The sequence below is a fragment of the Sporosarcina sp. FSL K6-3457 genome, from assembly GCF_038007285.1.
Lineage (GTDB): Bacteria > Bacillota > Bacilli > Bacillales_A > Planococcaceae > Sporosarcina.
On sequence record NZ_JBBOWX010000001.1, the window covers coordinates 1237601 to 1255919 of the forward strand.

The 18319-nt window shown below is 40.1% G+C and carries 18 protein-coding genes, 1 pseudogene and 1 other annotated feature (1 of these 20 only partly in view); of the genes and pseudogenes, 9 read left to right on the forward strand and 10 right to left on the reverse strand.

What is annotated here, in order from left to right:
- Positions 1–104 (reverse strand) — a binding site (T-box leader); it reaches 158 nt to the left of the window's first position.
- Positions 105–229: 125 nt separating this feature from the next.
- Positions 230–1276, reverse strand: coding sequence for a DUF4097 family beta strand repeat-containing protein (locus tag N1I80_RS06070; RefSeq protein ID WP_340737005.1), 1047 nt, complete (start codon positions 1274–1276; stop codon positions 230–232).
- Positions 1269–1592, reverse strand: a complete 324-nt coding sequence (locus N1I80_RS06075) for a PadR family transcriptional regulator (protein WP_212391342.1) — start codon at positions 1590–1592, stop codon at positions 1269–1271. The genes N1I80_RS06070 and N1I80_RS06075 overlap by 8 nt, the downstream gene beginning before the upstream one ends.
- 208 nt (positions 1593–1800) lie before the next feature.
- Between N1I80_RS06075 and N1I80_RS06080 the strand changes: the two genes are divergently transcribed.
- The gene (locus N1I80_RS06080; protein WP_340737006.1) at positions 1801–2286 is read left to right on the forward strand and encodes a YehS family protein; all 486 of its coding nucleotides are present in this window, start codon (positions 1801–1803) and stop codon (positions 2284–2286) included.
- Positions 2287–2515: 229 nt separating this feature from the next.
- Here N1I80_RS06080 and N1I80_RS06085 read toward each other — a convergent pair whose 3' ends face one another.
- From N1I80_RS06085 to N1I80_RS06100, 5 genes and pseudogenes are all read right to left on the reverse strand, one after another.
- Positions 2516–3091, reverse strand: a complete 576-nt coding sequence (locus N1I80_RS06085; RefSeq protein ID WP_340739978.1) for a lysophospholipid acyltransferase family protein — start codon at positions 3089–3091, stop codon at positions 2516–2518.
- A 137-nt stretch (positions 3092–3228) separates the two neighbouring features.
- Entirely contained in the window at positions 3229–3903 is a 675-nt protein-coding gene (locus N1I80_RS06090) for a DNA alkylation repair protein (protein WP_340737007.1), read from the reverse strand.
- Positions 3904–4053: 150 nt separating this feature from the next.
- Entirely contained in the window at positions 4054–5427 is a 1374-nt protein-coding gene (locus N1I80_RS06095) for an SBBP repeat-containing protein (RefSeq protein WP_340737008.1), read from the reverse strand.
- A gap of 33 nt (positions 5428–5460) precedes the next feature.
- A pseudogene (locus N1I80_RS23345) lies at positions 5461–5574 on the reverse strand (SBBP repeat-containing protein); the annotation flags it as partial.
- Positions 5525–6649, reverse strand: coding sequence for a DUF7948 domain-containing protein (locus N1I80_RS06100; RefSeq protein ID WP_340737009.1), 1125 nt, complete (start codon positions 6647–6649; stop codon positions 5525–5527). The gene N1I80_RS06100 and the pseudogene N1I80_RS23345, both read right to left, overlap by 50 nt.
- Positions 6650–6857: 208 nt before the next feature.
- On the opposite strand from N1I80_RS06100, the gene N1I80_RS06105 reads away from it, so the two are divergent.
- The 5 genes from N1I80_RS06105 to N1I80_RS06125 all read left to right on the forward strand — a co-directional run bounded on the left by N1I80_RS06105 (position 6858) and on the right by N1I80_RS06125 (position 12817).
- A complete protein-coding gene (locus N1I80_RS06105; RefSeq protein WP_340737010.1) occupies positions 6858–8534 on the forward strand; it encodes a MutS-related protein in 1677 nt (558 codons plus the stop codon).
- Positions 8535–8548: 14 nt separating this feature from the next.
- Positions 8549–9460: a hypothetical protein gene (locus N1I80_RS06110; protein WP_340737011.1), complete on the forward strand. Its 912-nt coding sequence runs from the start codon at positions 8549–8551 to the stop codon at positions 9458–9460.
- The gene (locus tag N1I80_RS06115; protein ID WP_340737012.1) at positions 9453–9608 is read left to right on the forward strand and encodes a hypothetical protein; all 156 of its coding nucleotides are present in this window, start codon (positions 9453–9455) and stop codon (positions 9606–9608) included. Before N1I80_RS06110 ends, N1I80_RS06115 begins: the two co-directional genes overlap by 8 nt.
- Before the next feature lie 71 nt (positions 9609–9679).
- Positions 9680–11059: a leucyl aminopeptidase family protein gene (locus N1I80_RS06120; RefSeq protein ID WP_340737013.1), complete on the forward strand. Its 1380-nt coding sequence runs from the start codon at positions 9680–9682 to the stop codon at positions 11057–11059.
- 204 nt (positions 11060–11263) lie between these two features.
- A complete protein-coding gene (locus N1I80_RS06125; protein WP_340737014.1) occupies positions 11264–12817 on the forward strand; it encodes a sensor domain-containing diguanylate cyclase in 1554 nt (517 codons plus the stop codon).
- A 43-nt stretch (positions 12818–12860) separates the two neighbouring features.
- Here the strand turns inward: N1I80_RS06125 and N1I80_RS06130 are convergent, their stop codons facing one another.
- The 3 genes from N1I80_RS06130 to N1I80_RS06140 form a co-directional block, all read right to left on the reverse strand.
- A complete protein-coding gene (locus N1I80_RS06130; RefSeq protein WP_340737015.1) occupies positions 12861–13907 on the reverse strand; it encodes a hypothetical protein in 1047 nt (348 codons plus the stop codon).
- 138 nt (positions 13908–14045) lie between these two features.
- On the reverse strand, positions 14046–14987 hold the full coding sequence (locus tag N1I80_RS06135; RefSeq protein WP_340737016.1) for a TRM11 family SAM-dependent methyltransferase: 942 nt from the start codon (positions 14985–14987) through the stop codon (positions 14046–14048).
- A 14-nt stretch (positions 14988–15001) separates the two neighbouring features.
- On the reverse strand, positions 15002–15583 hold the full coding sequence (locus N1I80_RS06140; protein WP_340737017.1) for a branched-chain amino acid aminotransferase: 582 nt from the start codon (positions 15581–15583) through the stop codon (positions 15002–15004).
- A 234-nt stretch (positions 15584–15817) separates the two neighbouring features.
- Here N1I80_RS06140 and ytaF point away from each other — a divergent pair, with 234 nt between their 5' ends.
- From ytaF to N1I80_RS06155, 3 genes are all read left to right on the forward strand, one after another.
- A complete protein-coding gene (gene ytaF / locus N1I80_RS06145; protein WP_340737018.1) occupies positions 15818–16435 on the forward strand; it encodes a sporulation membrane protein YtaF in 618 nt (205 codons plus the stop codon).
- A 65-nt stretch (positions 16436–16500) separates the two neighbouring features.
- Positions 16501–17148 (forward strand): DUF1232 domain-containing protein, encoded by a 648-nt coding sequence (locus N1I80_RS06150; RefSeq protein ID WP_445683637.1) that lies wholly within the window; start codon positions 16501–16503, stop codon positions 17146–17148.
- A 20-nt stretch (positions 17149–17168) separates the two neighbouring features.
- The gene (locus tag N1I80_RS06155; RefSeq protein WP_340737020.1) at positions 17169–18158 is read left to right on the forward strand and encodes an LCP family protein; all 990 of its coding nucleotides are present in this window, start codon (positions 17169–17171) and stop codon (positions 18156–18158) included.
- Positions 18159–18319 lie beyond the last annotated feature (161 nt).

Below are 18319 nucleotides of genomic sequence, written 5' to 3' on the forward strand. Positions count from 1 at the left end.
AGCTACTTCAAGGCGAGTTCGGATGTTGTTTGCGACTGTTTTGCACCAACCAACAGTTCTCTGAGCGCTTTAATCATCCTACTATTCCTCTTCATTATATTTAAAATATTTCCAATAGTGTACTACAACGATGATAGCTTATCAAGGACAATTAATGCTTTCCTACAGTTATTTTCCCATTATTGAAGAAAGAGTGATGGAAAGTTCACCTGAGCCAAACATTCAACGATCAAGCCTGAGTAACTGTAATCCGTCCATTATCCGACTTCAACCGAATCGTATGCTCACCTTCACCAATAATTGTGCGTGAATTACGCTCGCCAAATACATCAATTTTTCCGTGACCTGTCTTTGCATGGATGGAAACGTTCGTTGGCGCGAGCTTTGATTGGACAACAATGCTGCCATTATCAGTCTGAAAATCGACATTCCGATCAAGTGTATCCGTCTGCAGCGTAATCCTCCCATTATCAGTGGAACCAACAATGGCTCCAGTGACATGTTCAAGCTCGATGCGCCCGTTATCGGACTCGATGCCAATGCTTTCCGCATCGACATGACGCATTTCAATCCTTCCGTTATCTGTTTTCATGCGCATATGATCAGCTTGCACTTTATCCATTTCAATGCGTCCATTATCTGTTTCAGCCATCAACGTCTTAGCAGCAATTTCACGTAACTGAATGCGACCGTTATCCGTGTTAGCATCCACCTTTTTAGCAAGTAGCTTCTCAGCATCAATCCGTCCATTATCTGTTTTCATCGCAAATGATTGATAGAGCTTCTTCGGAATAAACACGTTAAGTGTCACCGCCTTTACATTGAAATTTATACTTAAATTGAATATGAATAACCAGTGGCTAATACTCTTCAATCGCACGACCAATGTATCGTTAATTACTTCGGCAGTCAGTTGTAATTTATCATTCGCACCAATTAGTTCGATAGTCGTTTCCGAATTATGAGAAGGTCTCACAACAAGTGCACCATGCTGGACATTGATATCGACATTTGTAAATCGATCATCTTGAATCGTAATGACTTCATTGGTCGATTCAATTTCAACTTTCTTTTCCTCAAACGAGTAGGACCCCAGTAATTCCTCAGCGATATTCGCCGGTGACCCCAGTGAAAGGGCAATCTCACTTTCCGATTTACCATCCTCACGCCCGTCGGTGAAATATTCTCGAATATCTTGAAGTATATCGTTGCGTTCCTCAGCAGGTAGTCGTTTCAAAGCTGTTTCAAGTTCACTTATAAATTGATTTTCAGTCATTAGTTACACCCTCCTCGATTAATGTATTGACGCCATCCGTGAAGTTTTTCCACTCCGCTAACTGTTCGTGCAAATACGTACGACCAGCATCTGTCAGTTTGTAATATTTACGAGGAGGACCTTCCGTCGATTCCTGCAAATACGTCGTAAAATAGCCTTCCTTCGTCAATCGCCGAAGCAGGGGATAAACCGAACCTTCGGAAATGGCAATCTGATCCGAAATTTTTTGCACAAGCTCATAGCCATAACGATCCTGCTTATCCAACAGAACAAGCACACACAAATTCAGCACACCTTTTTTAAATTGCACATTCATTCAACACAGGCTCCTTTCACTAGTAGTCAATGAACAGTACCATCTCATGCAAAGTACTTGCTGACAACAATATATCATATGGTATTGTTCATTGCAAGGTACTGGGGACAAAATCTGAACTAATAAAAAAAGGTTGGAAGTCAGTATTTGTGCTATTATTAGGGCAAAGCTAGTGTGGGAATACAACAATTTTATAGGAGGTTTTCAGATGAATAATAATGATATATTAATTCGATTAAGATATGCGTTTGATATAAAAGATAATGGTATGGTAGAGATTTTTAAACTGGGCGGTATTGAAATAACAAAAGAAGAAGTACAAATGATGTTGAAAAAATCAGATGAAGATGAAGTAGGTATGGCATGTAGTAATAGTATGCTCGATTCATTTTTAAATGGCTTTATTATTTTTAAACGAGGGAAGCAAGAACCAAAGCCTGGACAACCTGAAAAGCCAGCAGTAGCTATAAAAAGTAAAGAAAATGTGAATAATATCGTTTTAAAGAAAGTGAAAATAGCACTGGCTTTAACGAGTGAGGACATCCTTGCGATCTTAGAAGAAGCAGGGATCACCATTACAAAAGGTGAATTGGGTGCTGTGCTACGAAAAGAAGGGCACAAGAATTATAAAGAGTGTGGCGATCGCTATGTTCGGAATTTCTTGAAGGGGTTGGCTTTGAGATATCGAGTGTAAGGTCTGTATGTATAAAAACCGCCCTCAATTAGTAATCGACTTTACTAATTGAGGGCGGTTTTATTTTAGTTTCGTTCGGGCTTGGATGTCGTAGGCACTCAAACAAACGCATTACTTTAAATAAACATGAATGTTTAAACTATCAAGATTGAATGAGTGATTGATACCGTAACGTGAGGAGTAGCGCTAACAAAATTGCTTGTCACAACAAATTGTCCCAAGTATTTATTCATAGTTGTTTTTGTAAGGAATTAGTTCGCTCATTTAAAAGTTCAGTAAAGTTTTCTAGCTCTTCTTTACTCCTTGTCTCTATATGTATTGGTTCACCGAAAATGATAGTTGCTTTTTTCATTTTGCGCAACTCTTTTAAAGTTCTAGGACCGATATAAATAGCTGGAATAATAGGGGCTTGTGATAAATTGGCTATGGTGACAGCACCTCTTTTAAGGGGAGTATTTTCTGCTGTTCTTGTTCCACTCGGAAAGATTCCCACGATCTCTCCGGCTTTTAAAAGTTTGACTGGGGTCTTTATACTGCTTGGAGATGGATTTTCACGGTCTACAGGGAAAGCATTGATATTTTTCAGGAAATATCCAATGGATTTGTCGTCAAAGAGTTCTTTTTTTGCCATGAAATGAATCGGTCTCGGTACACATATACCCAATATGACGATTTCTAACCAGCCTCTATGTGTACATGTAACAATATAGCCTTCTGATTTAGGCAATAAATGACTATTTTTAACCTCTACTCTTCCAAATAAACGAACAATCCATTTTGCTATTGTCAGTGTAAAATTATACAGAAAGTTCACCTTCTATCATCTGATTATAGGACCTAGTCATTATTATACGTATTAATCATATAAAGTGCCAGGCCCGAATATCAGGACTGGCACTTTATATGGTTAATCCATTCACGGAATCTAGCTATTGGGGGGGATTATACAAAATGCTTCAAAGCCTCCCGCTTACTTAGCGGTTTTAACGAATTTCCCTCCACAAAATTCGTCACAATATCCGAATTGGTCTTGGCATACTCACGCAATGCCCAGCCAATTGCTTTCTGGATGAAAAATTCCTTTGAATCGGCATGTTGTTTAATAATCATAAATAATAGTTCCGTATCTGTTTGCTGTTTGAATTTTAATTGGTGAAGAATTGCCGATCGATCTGTCCACATATTGTCTGACTGCGACCATTCCAGCATGATTTTTTCACCGTATTCGCGATCCATTTTCACAAGTTGACCCACAAAATGAGGAGCAATGGAATCGACACTATCCCACCAGGATTTCGTTTCAATGAATTCAAGTAACACAGGGAAATCCCCAAGTGTTAAATGCTTTTTCATCTTCTCTATCAACGCAATTGCCGCATACTGATATTCGCGCTCCGGTAAGTTATACAACTTCCATACTTCTTCAAAAAGTTGCTCAGGTTCAGGCGAGGTATATTCCGTAAAATGCTCTTTCAATAATTGCTTACGCAGTGGGCTTTTGATGCCGAGGAAAGGGAAGTGACCTTTCATATACGCTGCCATTGGCCCAGCGAGTTCCTCATTGCGATTCGCTTCAAATTTTTCGATAATATCTTGATGATGCCATGTTTTTTTCAAAGTAGCCACCTCCAAAAGGTTTGATTAAGAAAAGTGTAACATACCTGCTATTAAGGCAAGTGTAAATATAAAAAAGAGATCTGACTAGATCTCCAAAGGGGAGTAATGATGATTGGCAATAAGACTGCTATCCCGAAAAACAGACTTACCTTAACAATTTTCCCCCACTACTAAGCATTCAACAGCTGAAACCTTCGCAACAATCGATGTGCCTTCCGGATAACAAAGAATAACCCTATCTACGGTCGTCACAGGCACTTCAAAATCACAAAGGGGAGTACCATTACAGAAGTATTGCAGGCGTACAAGGACAGTGAATCGAATCATAACCAGATGCGCTTCAGGTATTTCATGTGTTAGCTTTGTGTCATCTAATATCGAAAAGCTGCTGGATCCTGGGATGGCTTCACAAAGGACGGTTATAGTGCTATTTACATTCTGACAGTCCAGGATTTGCGACGTTAAACCTACTGGAATGAATCCCTTTTGTTGATGCTCGGTGCCAAAAACTACCCAATCATGGACTCGTTTTGCACGAATACATCCTATATCGTTTTCCTTTTGCAGCGATAAGTCAGTTGTTTGGTGGGGAATTCGCGGTTCACAGAAATGGCCCTGAACGGATAGCGTTGCGTCGGACTGTACTTGAACGTCTTTGGTCAAGCTGACCCCAAGGTAAAAGGGCTGCGCTGGCGGAATATTGAACTTGGTCACAAAGGCATCTTGAACTCCATTGAACGTCGTATCGAAAGCATTTGGGCTAGTAGGGAAATCAGTGGACATGGTGAGCCCAGTGACATAGGCGTTGTGGGCGTTGTCCACAGCGATGGCATATCCTTGATTGAAATCCGATCCTCCAAGGTAAGTGGAATATAAGAGTGCTGTGCCCGCGGGATTTAGTTTTGTTACAAATGCATCTATAACCCCATTGAACGTAGTGTCAAAAGCACATGTTGTAGTAGGGAAATCTGCGGATTGCGTGGCCCCCGTGACATAGACGTTCCCGGCGTTATCCACGGCGATGCCCAATCCTTGATCTAAGTCCGTTCCTCCTAAGTATGTGGAATAGACTAGCTTGGAACCCGTAGGATTCAATTTGGTCACAAATGCATCTCCATCCCCCTTATAGGTAGTATCAAAAGCACCGGGGGTGGTTGGGAAGTCAGTTGAAGAGGTGTACCCGGTGACATAGGCATTCCCGACATTGTCCACGATGATGCCTGTTGTCGAATCGTAATCCGATCCTCCCAGGTACGTGGAATAGACCAATTGCGTGCCCATGGGGTTTAACTTAGTCACAAATGCATCTGTAAACGCATTAAATGTGGTTTGAAAAGCCCCCGGCGTAGTTGGAAAATTAGCAGAAAGGGTGTCTCCAGTGACATAGGCGTTCCCAGCATTGTCCACCGCGATGCCTAACCCTTGATCTAATTCCGTTCCTCCCAAGTAAGTGGAATAGACTAATGCCGTGCCAGTAGGATTCAACTTAGTAACAAATGCATCTCCATTACCGTTGGATGTCATCTGAAAAGCACCCGGGGTAACTGGGAAATTAGAAAAAGCTGTGTACCCAGTAATATAGGCATTCCCTGCGTTGTCAACAGCGATGCCTGATCCCTGATCAAAACCCGTTCCCCCCCAAGTACGTGGAATAGACCAACGCTGTGCCAGTGGAGTTTAACTTAGTAACAAATGCATCAATAAAGCCTTGGGGCATCGACTGAAAAGCCCCCGGCGTAGTTGGGAAGTCGGTTGAAAAGGTGACTCCGGTAACATAGGCATTCCCTGCGTTATCTACGGCGACATCCCACCCCTGATCAAAACTCGTTGTACCCCCTAAGTACGTGGAATAGACCAATGCTGTGCCTGATGGATCGAACTTGGTAACAAATACATCTCCAAACCCATTGTTGGACGTTTGAAAAGCACCTGTGGTGGTTGGGAAATTAGCAGAGAAGGTGGTCCCGACGATATAGGCATTCCCAGCGTTGTCCACAGCGATGCTGTTTCCCTGATTGCTATCATTACCACCTAAGTATGTGGAATAAACCAACCCAGGATCAATAATCAAAGGATAACGGCTATCATAGCCTTTCCCCACGGAAAAAGTAACGCCAGCTTCGCCTTTATCATTCACTGTCAGCCGAAAAGCACTTTCCACGTTGTGATACCTCCCGTCCTTCATTTGATAACTGACAGGTAGCGTATCCATCACCATCCCGAACGGTGTAGCGATTAACAGATTGCCGTCCTCATCCAGTGAAAGCTCCTCTGCACCCTCATAGGTGAAGCGAATATCTTCCACCTTCGCCCCTGGTTGTAGAACAAACTCATACTTAATTTGTCCTTGTTCACCTCGAAAAACGAGGTCAACCCCAGGCCATATCTTCGGATAAACGACTTCCTGAAACATAGAAATATTTGTATGCCCTTTTTCAGGATTCTTGCCTTTGAAGTAGTTAACTGTCCCAGGTATTTCTCCTCTGATTACTGGTTTTACACCTTGATTCGCATGGAGTAAACGGAAGTCGAGGCGAAACCCCTGGCCTTCTTTGTCTTCTTTGGATGTGGAAACCTTCTCTCTAAAAACAAAACTGGCTCCTTCTTTCGTAAAGAACCCCCCGCAACCCGCGCTTTGTGCATAATAATGAATGCGATTATCTGTCAATTGTCCTTTGTTTGGAATGAAATAGATTGGCAATTGTCCATATTTATCGGTCGTTCTTTTGTCCATTTTAAGCGGCATAACGAATATTAGCCTCCCTTAACTATCGGTTTTTTAGTATATGAATTGTTCCGAGAATAGGGACTAGGGTGCTTGGTATTCAAAGTAAATGCCGTGATTGAATAAGTGACAGACGTTATGCATTTATGGTACTGGTAGATAAACGTGAAACTTTCAAGCCGCCACAACGTAGAACTAAGTAAAGCATTTCAAAGAAGGCGTGGTAAAAGTGGGGATAATCATACTTTCGGTTATATTCATAGCGATTGTATTAATTTCTTATCATTTATTAATGAAAAATAACAAAAAACTCAAAAGGTTACGGAAAGAGTGGGAAACGGGTAATTTTCAGACACTCGATGAGCCTATCCAATCGGTTTCATCTTACTGGGCAAACAAGAAAAATAGCCAATCGAACTATGATGGCGTCGATCAGTTGACGTGGGATGATTTAGCAATGGATGAAGTTTTCCAAAAGCTCAACTACACGCAATCCACTGTAGGGTCAGAGTACTTATTCAATCAGTTGCGGGATATCAACCCGTCTCTTGCACAGGTGCAAAACAATGAGGAACTTTATACCTTACTGGCAACCAATCAAGAATTAAGGGAAGAGCTTCTTCTCATACTGTCAGGTCTAGGGAAACGCAATTATACAAATTCATCTTCATTTTTCTTTGAAGAACAAAGCGAAAAAATTAAACATGCATCTATTTATATCCTACTTGCTATACTGCCAATCCTATCGATATTCCTATTATTTTATAGTGTGAAGTACGGGCTTGTGATTTTATTCGGATCGTTTCTAGTCAATACCATCATTTACTATCGCAATAAATCGATGCTAGCAAATGATTTGTTATCGGTGTCGTATGTAGCTGTAATTATTCAAGCAGCAAAAAGCTTAGCATCTGTCAATCATTCTGAAATCTCAACATATACAAACGAATTTAAAGAAAAAGTACGACCTCTTAAGAAAATATTAGCGTTGACAAAAATCGTTGCATTTGGAAAAGATGGCGGCGGAGAATTTGATTTTTTATTTGAATACATACGTATCCTGTTTTTGTTGGATTTTATTTCCTATAATAAAATCATCAAAACAGTAGCGAATCATAAAGAGAAATACCGTGAAATATGGGAGCGTATTGGTGAACTCGATGCGGCGATTGCTGTTGCGTTTTACCGTAAATCATTGGATACCTATTGCACACCGATTTTTAGCGATCAAGAAGAAATTACATTCGAAAAAATGGCCCATCCGCTGATTGATAAACCAGTTACAAACACTTCTACTCTTGGTAAAAGCACACTGATCACGGGCTCCAACGCCTCTGGCAAATCAACGTATATTAAAGCTATCGCTATTAATGCGATTTCGGCACAGACAATTCATACTGTTTTGGCGGAAAAATGGACGATGAAACCAAGCTTTATCGCGACGTCTATGGCGATACAGGACAATGTATTGGATGGGGATAGCTATTTTATTGCCGAAATCAAATCGCTCCAACGGATTACGCGATTGATTGAAGAAGGAAAGCCGTGCATTTCTTTTATTGATGAAATCTTAAAAGGGACGAACACCATCGAACGGATTGCGGCATCAGCTGCGATGATGGAGTGGCTTTCTATGAATAAAGGAATCAATGTGATTGCGTCACATGATATTGAGTTGACTGAGATAGCAAGGCATAGCTATACCAATTATCATTTTAGGGAATCAATTGAAGATGGTGAAATTCGATTTGATTATACAGTCCATTCGGGTCCTTCCACAACGAAAAATGCGATTAGACTTCTTGAAATGCTTGGCTATCCTACAAGTATAACGGAAAAAGCGAATGGGTTAGCACAGCATTTTACCGAACGACGTGAGTGGGAAGTCATTAGAAAAAATAGATAAGGAAGTGTGAGGAAATGAACGTTCAAATACAACCATTACAAGAACAGATTGACGTTTGGATTGAGAAACATGTACCCGAAAAAGATTTGTTTTTTTTAAAAGAACAGGATTTGACTTTATTTAAAAGTTATTTACAGGGTGCATTAGTAATGCCGAGGGATGAATTACGCTACTCTTCTTATAATCAGATTCAGTGGGTAAACAGTTATACGACTTGGAATATTTCAAAGGATTTTCAATTTGTTATTGTTGCGCAGCCAGATTGGATAATGACTCTTGAACTTCCAGATAGAGAGCTTTTGTTTCGCATGCAATACGAAGCAGGGAGAGGTTTAATTTTTCCGCTAACCTATTTTTCTGAAACGGCTAAACTCCCAAAAGAATATATCATTAATGCGGATGATGAGCAGGTCATCATTATCCAGAAGAATATGTGGATGAAATTACCGATTTCTTATCAAGAAGAAGCAATTAAAGCGTATGCACAACAATATGACGATTGGACATCTACGGAAATTCCGGCAAACATACCAGCACATTTAAGAAAGTATGCCAATACGTTTTCGACAACAGCGGGCGCTAACTGTCTAGCGGCAGTGCTTTATGCAGTCAGTACGAATCCAGAACGGCAAGAGTGGATTATTAATGAATGGATATTTCAAAATACGTTTACTGAAGGAGTGAAAAATGCAGGTTATTCACTAACGGACAAAGAATTTCAAAAAGGCGATGTCGTGGTATGGGAGAATGAAGAAGGGGTCACCCAGCATGCCAGCTATTGCATCGGCAATCAGTTGTTTTTTAATAAAAATGGACAAACTTTTTTCAATCCATGGAAAATCGTTACGTGGGATGAATTACAAGAAGAATGGAAGCGATTTACACCATGTGTTTATCGTAAATCAAGGAGTGATCTAAATGGATAGCAGTTATTTCGTCGGCTGGGGAACACTGGCACTCATTAACGCAGGCCTAGCGCAAGGGAAAAACAGAAGTGGGTTCAATTGGTTTCTTCTGTCATTAGTTTTAGGACCTGTAGCAACGTTCTGCCTCTTACTTTCGAGTAAGAGATAATTCACTCTACTGGTGTTCTTTATGGTAAACTATTTCTGAAGTCGAAATAAAAATATCTAGGGGGAAATCATATGTCTACTGAAGTGAAAATCATCTTTGCAAACGATTCAATTGTTACAAATAGCGGGGCTGTGAAACAATTTGTTTCTAACCAAACAGCAGGTCATAGTTCTGTGTTAATCGGAGAAATACATTATATTGTTGTGAAGGAATGCTCAGATGCAACACTTGAGAAAGTTCGTGCAACAGCAGGGAATATTGCCCGCGATGTTAGTGCACAAAAGGTTGACAAGGCAGTTATCGAAGAGGGAATTTTAACGGCTGCGTTTGCTAATTTAGATAAAGGTGCTGTTATCACAGCGTTTGTAGAAGGATGGCAACTTGGTGCCTATCAGTTTGTTACATATAAATCGGATGTCACAGCATTCCAAACTGTGCTTCAAGTAACAGGAAATGAAGCGCAAGTATTTGTGGTAGCTGGGCAAATTCGTGCGGAAGCAACTGCTTTGTCACGTGACTTGATGAATGAATTGTCCAATGTTTTAAATCCAGAAACATTCCCAGAAGTACTAAAGAAAAACTTTGAGGGTACTGGCGTTGAAGTGAAAGTGCTGGACAAAGATAAGCTTGAGCAAATGGAAATGAACGGTGTTTTAACAGTTGGACGTGGCAGTATGTATAAGCCCGCTTTTGTTGAGCTTGTCTACAAAGGCGATGCATCGAAGCCGCTTGTCGCGCTTGTTGGAAAAGGTGTGACATTTGATACGGGTGGTATTAGCTTAAAGAGTGGTAAGGATTTGAGTGATATGCGCATGGATATGGGCGGTGCTGCTGCGGTTGTTGGAGCAATGACACTACTAGCAAAATCAAAAGCATTGGTGAATGTTGTTGCACTTATTCCGATGGTGGAAAACAACATCGATCGCACTTCCGTCCTACCAGGTGAGGTCATTACGTATAAAAACGGCTTGACTGTTCAAATTGGTAACACAGATGCAGAGGGCCGTCTCATTTTAGCAGATGCACTTATTCGTGCAGGCGAGTGGAAAGCGGAGTACATCGTCAATATCGCTACACTAACGGGGGCAATCTGTAACGCGCTTGGTCTAGAATTGGCGGGCGTCTTCGGGGATGAACAACTTTCTGCTGACATGAAAAAAATTGGTGATACCAATGGAGACTTCATCTGGCCAATGCCCCTATTTGAGGCTTACGACAAATCACTAGATAGCGATTACGCGGACATGAACAACATCAGTTCGTTATCAGAAGCAGGCTCTATTACAGCTGCATTATTCCTTCGTCGCTTTGTACCGAAAGATAGTAAATGGTTACATGTTGACATGGCCGGTCCGATGGAAAAAAGCAGTGCTTCAGGCTATTATGCCAAATCGGCAACAGGTTATGGTGCACGTTTGCTAGCTGACTTTACAACATATGTTTCGAAATAATCAAGAAAGTACTCAGCCTGAAAACTGAGTACTTTTTTGCGTTTAATATGCGGGTACTCAGATATCCGTATATTGGATGCTTTTAACATTACAAAAGTACAGAAAAAATGGTACTCTGTAAATAGGCGAAAATCCCTATTAATCAGTAATGAATTGGGGAATCATAGGAAATAGTGAAAACATATTTTAAATGAGGTAATAGATATGATTAAAACATTACGATTCTGGATTATGCTTCTTATATCATTTGCGATGATAGGCATACTTAGTATCGCATTACTTTCAGGTTATTTTGTAACAAAGGAAAATGTTGTGAATAATAATTTAGAAATCAATAGAGTCTATTCAATGAAATTAGCACGGCTCACGGAAGAAGTATTTAATGGGATGCAGAGTAATTTGCAAGTGAAAGCATCCGATATTGTTGCTAACATAAATGATGCAGACAAATTATCAGACAAACTGGGTGACTTACTAACGAGCAGTAAAAACTTTAATTCACTCTCTGTTGTAGGGAGGGATGGTTTGGTACTTGCTACCTCACCAGAGATAGGGATAGTCGGACAAATACTAGATACCCCTGGACCGCAAGAAGCACTCTATGAACGAAAACCCCTCATCTCTGAACCCTATGAAGCTGCAACTGGAAGGCTACTCATTTTAATCTCCACCCCATTATGGAATGAAAAAAATGAATACCTTGGTTTCTTGGCTGGAACAATTTATTTGCAGGAAGACAATATTATCCAAAATATTCTTGATGAGCATTTCTACGAGGACGGATCTTATGTTTGGGTAGTGGATAATAAGGGGATGTTGGTTTATCATCCAGACCCTGAAAGGATTGGTACATCAGTCGCTGAAAATGAAGTTGCACAAAAAGTATTGAGACATGAAAATGGCGCACAAAAAGTGACGAATTCTGAAGGTCTGGAATTTCTAGCCGGCTACACATTCATTAAGTCGAGCAAATGGGGAGTTGTTTCCCAAACACCATACGAGGTAAGCGCTGCACCCTTGGCGGGGATGGTCAACAAAATGTTACTTTATGCCTTGCCGTTTGTCCTATTTTTATTCTTTTTGACCCTTATTTTGACTGAGAAATTATCATCTCCATTGCGCAAATTAGCAATGTACTCAGTAGGGCTAAAAGAAAAAGGAGGATTAAGTGAAGAGGTCGATATTCCAACATGGTATTACGAGGCAAAGCAGTTGACTGAAACCATTCAAGAGTACGCAAAGAAACAGGAACAGACAGTCAAAAATTTCAAGGAACGCTCCTACACAGATCCACTTACCGGACTGAGAAATCGTAGGTACGGGGAAAAAGTCATTGAAAGTTGGACTATAGCGAAGCAGCAGTTTTCGATGATCATGATTGATATCGATCATTTTAAAAGTGTCAATGATACGTATGGCCATCAAGTCGGAGACGATGTACTGAAGTTTCTTGCTGGGAAAATGAACGAAGTCGTTCGGGACGATGATGTCTGTGTCAGATTGGGCGGGGAAGAATTCATTATTTTACTCGCTAAAACAGACCTTCAAGAAGCAACGACTATTGCGGAAAGGTTACGAATGAATGTTTCTTCGGCTTTATGTCCAACGAATGAGTATTTGACGATTTCATCAGGGGTTGGCGTTTACGATGATTTTAATGAATCAATAGAGGACTTATTCAACAGAGTGGATGTGGCCTTATATCGAGCTAAAATGGAAGGAAGAAATAGAGTTATTCAATCGGAGAGTACTTTATAAAATCATAAAAAGAAGACTCACTACTTTTCGTAAGTCTTCTTTTTTAATTAGTGTCTTCAAGTGCATTTTGGTTGATAGAAACAGCGTATCGATCCTCTTTCTTTAACTCCTCAACAAAACTACTTATTGTGTAGGTATCAGTCAGTGTTCCTTCTGCTGTAAGCTGGTTGACTATTTTATCAATCATAAATTGCCACTCATACTCCTTGAGAACCGTTGGATGCGTAAAATAACTCTCTGGACTGACGTTTAATTTTTCAGCCAATTCAAGATAGATCTTCTGCATGTCAGGCATCTCGCTTTGTTCGACAGCCTCTTTAGTTTGTAACGCATATGCTTTGACTTTGTCTTTTGTCACAACGATATACTGATCAGTAGCATATTGTAGTAACACTTCTCTTTCAATCATTTGATTAATGATTTCATTGTTTGTCAAATTAAATGGAATCTCATTCGTTTGATGTATAAACATCAAGTTTTCTTTATAGTCTATATACTGCTGTTGCGTAATGATAAAGTGGTTACTTTCGACTACAGCAATAGATGTATCCTTGCCAGTCGGCTCTTGTTGTTCGCCATGTAATATACTTCTTATTAAATCCTTATTACCACCTCTATAAGTAAAGTCCTCAATGCCATCCTCTCTGAAGATAGCTGTGCCTGGAAATTCAACTTTCATACTGCTACCATCTTTTTTCACATAATCCGCATAAACTATAAAATTATAATTCGTTGGTGTAATCTCATTTTGCTTCACATCAATCTGAGTAGTCGTTAACTGAAAATCATAATCATGTGCTGCCACATGGTACATCAGCGCAAATCCAGTGTTCGTGAATTTTTCATAGCCCCTATCTGTAAAATAAGGTTTGAAAGTATCAGCTGTATAACGATAAAAATCATCAAAGTCTTCATTGTTATCTAAAATAGCTTTAATCTCTTCATTCGGGACATTAAACTCATGCTCCAGTACAGTTTTCACAAAGTCTATATTCTCATCCTGCTGCTCGGTTTGCGAACAACCTGCAATCCATAAGCAGCTCATAACAATAAATAGGGCCATATAATTTTTGAGTGATTTTTGAAACATCATGCCACCTCCTACTCTGTATACGAAGCATATAGTAATAAAGTTTCAGGCTATCCCGAATTAAACAGAATTTTCTTATCTAACAATAAATAAAAAATCACCTTCCGCATAAGAACAACCTGTGCAGAAGGTGATTTTTTATTGACAAATTAAGACTTGCCTAGAAAACGTACCTTTTCGCGCAACACAACGATCGACGATGTGAAAACCTACTTCTTCAATCATATGGTCAATCGTATCAATCGTAACAATGACGACTTTCTTCGTAAAACGGCGTGCTTCTTTAATAATTTCAAGCTGTTCATCAGCTGTAATATGGGTAAATAAATTATACGGCATATCAATAATTGTTACGTCGTAGTTGTCCGTCACCTCGGCAATTGGCCCGACAGCTACATCACCTGTCAGTCCGAAATGGGCAATGTTTTTTCGCGAACCTAACACGACACGTCGGTTAATATCCCGGCCGACGATATTAATGCCCATTGATAATGCTTCCACCAATACCGTTCCTATACCGCAACAAGGATCGATGGCTCGAACGCCTTCAGGATGTGGCACTGCAATATTGGCAACTGCTCTCGCAACGCGCGTACTCAATGCTGTGGAATACATATGTGGTTTTTGCTGGTGATGAAACCAGACATTTCCGCTAATCGTCAGTTTGCCGAAATACCATTTGTCATCTAACGTGACAACGCCAAATACTGTTTCAGGTGAGTCTAAGTCAGGCTCACCATTTATGCCCAAGCCAATTTGGCGTTCAAGCTTCCGCCGCTCAGCGTGCCCAATCTTATCAGTGGCACCCAGTTCTGTTGTATTCAAGCAAATCACTTTAAATGTAGAGTTGCCCAAATCGATTTGTTCAGCTTGTGTCGTAATCTGTTCAAAAAGATCTCCCTCATAGAGAATTTCCAGTCGTTCGTTCATAAATGGACTCCGACTCGGATCAATCTCTACAGGGCTTTTCAAGACATTGGAAGGGGTATCGATGCCGAAAAACGCTCGCATTTCCATGCGACATAAATCATGCTCATCCCTATGGCGTATATAGGTGTAAATAAATTCTTTGTCTTTCAATCAATTCCCATCCCTCACTGCGCAATCTCGATAGTCTCAAGCATGTTGAAGACGAAGCGATAAATCGTCATATAAATGTCTTCAAATGACTGTGCTTCATTAAAACCTTCCATATAGTCTAATGCGAAATTGACATCCCATAACCCATCTTCACCCGAAAACATCACGCTGTATTTTACGCCGTCTCCCTGTAAGTGGTTATCGAGGTAAGTTTTAATATCAGCCCCGAATTTCTTTTGCAGCTTCAAGCCGAATAATGCGGTATACGTTTCAAAAACCTCATCGAATTCCAATGCAACAGCATCGATGCGAATGACTTCAAAAATATTCGATTCTGCGTAGACAAATTGGTTGTGGTGTTTCTTTAAATAGGAAACAGTTTCAGTCAAAAAGCCGCGAGCCTCTGTAGCGACTAATTCCTCTGTCTCTTTATCGCAGCGTTCAAGCACGTTTGAGTAAAATGTTTTCTCTGCGACAGTTACACCTTTAGGAAGCAATTGATGCTTCTCCACATAGTCTTTTTCAAAGTCGAACAATTCAATTTTGTTAGCACGCGCATTGTCAGTGATATATTGTTCCATCTGTTTTTTTAACAATTCAAGTCAACTCCTTCGGTTAGAGAGGGATTGTATTTTCCTCTTCGTATAGTATAACTTACATTGTGCCGTTAGGCTTTTATTTCATTACATAAAAAATGAATGGTCGTATAGTTTCCCGAAAATCTGCAACTAAGGTCAGTTAGCGTTGACTTTTTGTCAATAAATTCAGCTGAACCCACACCTTCTATCAAAGCCATCAATATAATGTGGAAAAATAAGAGGTGTTGCAAAATGGCCTGGTTCCTCATATTAGCATTTGCTGTTTCATCGAGTATTGATAATTTAGGTGTGGGTATTTCGTATGGCATTCGTAAAATTCATATACGGCTAGGTGCCAATCTCGTCATGACAATCGTTTGTTTTCTGATGAGTATGGGTGGGATTACTTTTGGCGTCTGGCTCTCAACAATTCTCCCTGGTATCATTCCAGTACTATTCGGGGCATTATTATTAATAATTATTGGGCTTCGAGTTATTCTTTTGGCGAAACCGAATTATCAAGAGTCCAGACAAGAGAATAACAGTATGACGGATATTTTTAAAAACCCCGAAGCAGCAGATGTCGATAAATCTGGAGATATTGGTTGGATTGAAGCTGTATTTCTAGGCATTGCTTTATCTGCGAATGCATTGATAAATGGATTAGGCGCAGGTCTACTAGGTCTGTCACCGTTTGCGATTGCACTAACAGCTGCAATCGGCAGCTTCATCAGTATATGGATGGGTGTAAAGTTGGGAAACCGATTGGCAACTGTTCGGATAGGCTCATTTACAGTGGGGCAATTTGGAACTGTATTAAGTGGAGTGATTATCCTAATCATAGCTTTTACAGCATTTCATCAGTTATGAATGTTGACAAAATGTCAATTTGATTATAAAATGCTCCATAGCATATCATTTTCCGTGTAGTTCATATGAAAGGGGTGCCGATAGTGACTAAAAATACAACTAACGCTACCTTTGGTTTACGGTTAAGGGTATTATTAAAAGAGCGCTCATTATCTATGCGTAGGTTTAGTGAGCTCACCGAAATTGATACAGCAACGATCTCGCGGATTATTAACGGTAAACGGAAGGCAAACCTCCAACATTTGGAGCGGTTTGCCGACTGTCTTGAGGTTCCTTTGATGGATCTTTTTGAGGCTGCTGGTTATCCCGTAGAACAGAAGCAGTCAGATGCAACTAGCCATACATATGCGAATATGATTCAAGAGTTAGTGAATACAGATGCATCTGTGCAGGTGGTTGAACAGCACTTGGCAAATTATGAACTTTATTCGCAAACAATTGAAGGGGAGAGTAGTATTCTCGAGGAGTTTGAGGGGAAGATTGACAGTGTGGGGAGTATTGGACCTCTTATTAATCAGTTGAAGAATCTTTTCGAGACATTTCGTCTACATAAAGGTACAGCTAGTGAACTAGCCATAATTGGCAGTGCGTTATTGTATTTTATCATTCCAGTAGATGTCATTCCGGATTATCTATTTGCAGTTGGCTATTTAGATGATGCGATTGCTGTACAATTAACTACGACTGCGTTAGAAAAAAATAATAGACAGTAAGATGATAGGTGGATGTAGGTATGAAAAGAAGTGAAAGAAAAAGAAAAAAATCTAAACATAAAGGGCTGAGAATTTTTTTCTTAAGCCTCACAATAATTCTAGTCCTTGGTACCATTTATTGGGTGTATCAATTCAATAGTGGGCAGTCTCTTGCAGGTGAAGGAATTGATAAGGAAGCTAATACAGAATTCGAGCCATTTGAGGCGGAGGATCCACAATTTGGTGAAATTAATGTTTTGCTTTTAGGAAGTGATGCGCGGGGGAATGACGAAGATGCACGTTCAGATTCTTTAATGATTGCTCATTATAATCAAACGACAAATGAAGTGAAACTTGTTTCGGTGATGAGAGATACCTATGTGGAAATCCCAGAATACGGCTATCAGAAAATCAATACGGCTTTTGCTTTAGGTGGTCCAGAGCTTGTACGGAAGACGATTAAGCATAATTTTGACGTAGATGTTCACTATTACGCAATGGTTGATTTCACTGGATTCCCTAAAATAATCGACGTTGTGGCTCCAGACGGGATTGAGGTTGACATTCCTTATACAATGTCCCATGGAATTGGGATGACATTACAGCCAGGAAAGCAGACTTTACATGGAGAGCAGCTGTTGGGCTATGTTCGTTTTCGTCATGATATAAAAAGTGATTATGGGCGAGTCGAACGTCAACAAGAAGTATTGTCTAAAGTGAAGGATGAAGCAATCAGTGTGCACAGTTTGTTGAACTTGCCTAAAATATTGGGTGTCGTCAATCCCTATATTGATACGAATGTGGATAATCGAACAATCCTCACAATCGGTAAGGGCTTACTGACTGGACAAGCACAAGGCATGGAGACAATGCGGATTCCCGTCGAAAACTCATTTAAAGAGGAACGCTTAAATCGAGTAGGGGAAGTACTTACGATTGATTTTGAGAAAAATAAGCAAGCGTTGCAAGCATTTTTATCAGCAACAGATGAGGTAAGTGATAGTGATGTGGATGAAGGGACTTCTGAATGATAGGGGTTATCTAATGAGTTCTTAGCAAAAAAACAGGTGGAGAAAAACGAGTCGTTTTCCCTCACCTGTTTTTTCCTTTCTCAGGAAATAATAAAATCTCATACTGTGTATAAGTTATGACGTAGAGATTTCGCGTCTAGCCTCCAGCGCTTTTGTTATTT

Excerpts from the sequence above, each read along its gene's own strand:
- N1I80_RS06070 (WP_340737005.1), bottom strand. The coding sequence starts at position 1,276 with ATGACTGAAAATCAATTTATAAGTGAACTTGAAACAGCTTTGAAACGA.
- N1I80_RS06075 (WP_212391342.1), bottom strand. The coding sequence starts at position 1,592 with ATGAATGTGCAATTTAAAAAAGGTGTGCTGAATTTGTGTGTGCTTGTT.
- N1I80_RS06080 (WP_340737006.1), top strand. The coding sequence starts at position 1,801 with ATGAATAATAATGATATATTAATTCGATTAAGATATGCGTTTGATATA.
- N1I80_RS06095 (WP_340737008.1), bottom strand. The coding sequence starts at position 5,427 with ATGACATCCAACGGTAATGGAGATGCATTTGTTACTAAGTTGAATCCT.
- N1I80_RS06100 (WP_340737009.1), bottom strand. The coding sequence starts at position 6,649 with ATGCCGCTTAAAATGGACAAAAGAACGACCGATAAATATGGACAATTG.
- N1I80_RS06110 (WP_340737011.1), top strand. The coding sequence starts at position 8,549 with ATGAACGTTCAAATACAACCATTACAAGAACAGATTGACGTTTGGATT.
- N1I80_RS06115 (WP_340737012.1), top strand. The coding sequence starts at position 9,453 with ATGGATAGCAGTTATTTCGTCGGCTGGGGAACACTGGCACTCATTAAC.
- N1I80_RS06120 (WP_340737013.1), top strand. The coding sequence starts at position 9,680 with ATGTCTACTGAAGTGAAAATCATCTTTGCAAACGATTCAATTGTTACA.
- N1I80_RS06125 (WP_340737014.1), top strand. The coding sequence starts at position 11,264 with ATGATTAAAACATTACGATTCTGGATTATGCTTCTTATATCATTTGCG.
- N1I80_RS06130 (WP_340737015.1), bottom strand. The coding sequence starts at position 13,907 with ATGTTTCAAAAATCACTCAAAAATTATATGGCCCTATTTATTGTTATG.
- ytaF (WP_340737018.1), top strand. The coding sequence starts at position 15,818 with ATGGCCTGGTTCCTCATATTAGCATTTGCTGTTTCATCGAGTATTGAT.
- N1I80_RS06150 (WP_445683637.1), top strand. The coding sequence starts at position 16,501 with ATGAAAGGGGTGCCGATAGTGACTAAAAATACAACTAACGCTACCTTT.
- N1I80_RS06155 (WP_340737020.1), top strand. The coding sequence starts at position 17,169 with ATGAAAAGAAGTGAAAGAAAAAGAAAAAAATCTAAACATAAAGGGCTG.